Annotated in this window: 1 protein-coding gene and 1 pseudogene; one reads left to right on the forward strand and one right to left on the reverse strand. The window is 64.2% G+C overall.

All coding sequences use genetic code 11. The annotated features are described in order from the left end of the window. A pseudogene (locus WA702_RS21050) lies at positions 1-215 on the reverse strand (uracil-DNA glycosylase); the annotation flags it as partial. 135 nt (positions 216-350) lie between these two features. Here WA702_RS21050 and WA702_RS21055 point away from each other — a divergent pair. Continuing rightward, positions 351-1,889 (forward strand): 4Fe-4S dicluster domain-containing protein (locus WA702_RS21055; RefSeq protein WP_425112478.1); only part of this gene is annotated, 1,539 nt, incomplete at its 3' end.

Genomic DNA, 1,889 nt, shown 5'->3' on the forward strand with positions numbered 1-1,889 from the left:
GGTGGAGGCGGCGGTTCACCGCGCGGCGGAATAATCGCCGGCGCGCCGCGGACCGGTTGCGGCGCCGACGCCTCGCGGGCCACTGGCGCCGCAACAGGCGTCATTTCGGGCTCGACGAGCCGGTTGACCGGCTCATCCGACAGCGCGCAGTCCACACCGGCCTCCAGATAGAAGGCGAGCAATTGCCGGATGTTGGGGAGGGCCTCGGGTGTCATGCGAGGTCATTTTACGCCGCATTGTCGCGCGACGGAATGCATTTCCGTGGTTGTCCTGCCCGGAAAAATCGGAAACAAGAGACCCCAAACAGGTTCTAAGCAAGACACGCTCGAAACCGGGCCGAGATCGAAAACATGAGCACCGAAGAATTACCTCCGCGCGAATCCATGGAGTTCGACGTCGTCATCGTCGGCGCAGGGCCCTCGGGCCTGACGGCTGCGATCCGGCTGAAGCAGCTCGACCCCGATCTCAATATCGTCGTAGTCGAGAAGGGCTCCGAGGTCGGCGCGCATATTCTCTCCGGCGCGGTGATCGATCCGAGCGCGCTCGACAAGCTGATTCCGGACTGGCGCACGGACGAAGATTGTCCGCTCAAGACCCAGGTCAAGACCGACAAATTCTACTGGATGAGCGAAAGCAGCGCGATCTCGCTGCCGACCTTCGCGATGCCGCCGCTGATGGACAACCATCATTGCTATATCGGCTCGCTCGGCAACGTCTGCCGCTGGCTGGCGCGCAAGGCTGAAGCGCTCGGCGTCGAGATCTATCCGGGCTTCGCGGCCACCGAAGTGCTCTATGACGAGCAGGGCGCGGTGCGCGGCATCGCCACCGGCGACATGGGCATCGCCAAGGACGGCTCGCACAAATCCTCCTTCACCCGCGGCATGGAACTGCTCGGCAAGTACACGCTGTTCGCCGAAGGCGCGCGCGGCAGCCTGTCGAAGCAGCTGATCAACAAATTCTCGCTCGATGCCGACCGCGAGCCGCCGAAATTCGGCATCGGCCTCAAGGAGGTCTGGCAGATCGACCCCAGTAAGCACCAGAAGGGCCTGATTCAGCATTCGTTCGGCTGGCCGCTGGATAGCAGGACCGGTGGAGGCTCGTTCCTCTATCATTACGACGATAACCTGGTCGCAGTCGGCTTCGTTGTCCACCTCAACTACAACGATCCTTATCTGTCGCCGTTCGACGAGTTCCAGCGCTTCAAGACCCATCCGGCAATCCGCGGCGTGTTCGAAGGCGGCAAGCGGCTCGCCTATGGCGCGCGTGCCATCACCGAGGGCGGCTATCAGTCGGTGCCGCGGCTGTCCTTTGCCGGCGGCGCGCTGATCGGCTGCGCGGCGGGCTTCGTCAACGTGCCGCGTATCAAGGGCGTGCACAACGCGATGGGCACCGGCATGCTGGCGGCCGAGCACGCCCATGCCGCGCTGGCGGCGGGCCGTGCAAACGACGAACTCGCCGAATATGAGAGCGCCTGGCGTTCCTCGCCGGTCGGTCAGGATCTCTACAAGGTCCGCAACGTCAAGCCGCTGTGGTCGAAGTTTGGGACCGTGCTTGGCGTGGTGCTCGGCGGATTCGACATGTGGTGCAACACGCTCGGCTTCTCGCTGTTCGGCACCCAGTCGCATGCCAAGCCCGATCGGTCGACGCTCGATCCGGCCAAGGCGCACAGGCCGCTGCCGGCGGTCAAGCCCGACGGCAAGCTGACCTTCGACCGGCTGTCATCGGTCTTCCTCTCCAACACCAATCACGAGGAAGATCAGCCGGTGCACCTGAAGGGTGCCGACATGGCGCTGCAGAAGAGCTCCGAGCACGACGTCTTTGCCGGCCCGTCGAACCGCTATTGCCCGGCCGGGGTCTATGAATGGGTCGAGGAGGGCACGGGCCCGCGC

Origin of the sequence: Bradyrhizobium sp. (genome assembly GCF_049798375.1) — a bacterium.
Taxonomy (GTDB): Bacteria; Pseudomonadota; Alphaproteobacteria; order Rhizobiales; family Xanthobacteraceae; genus Bradyrhizobium.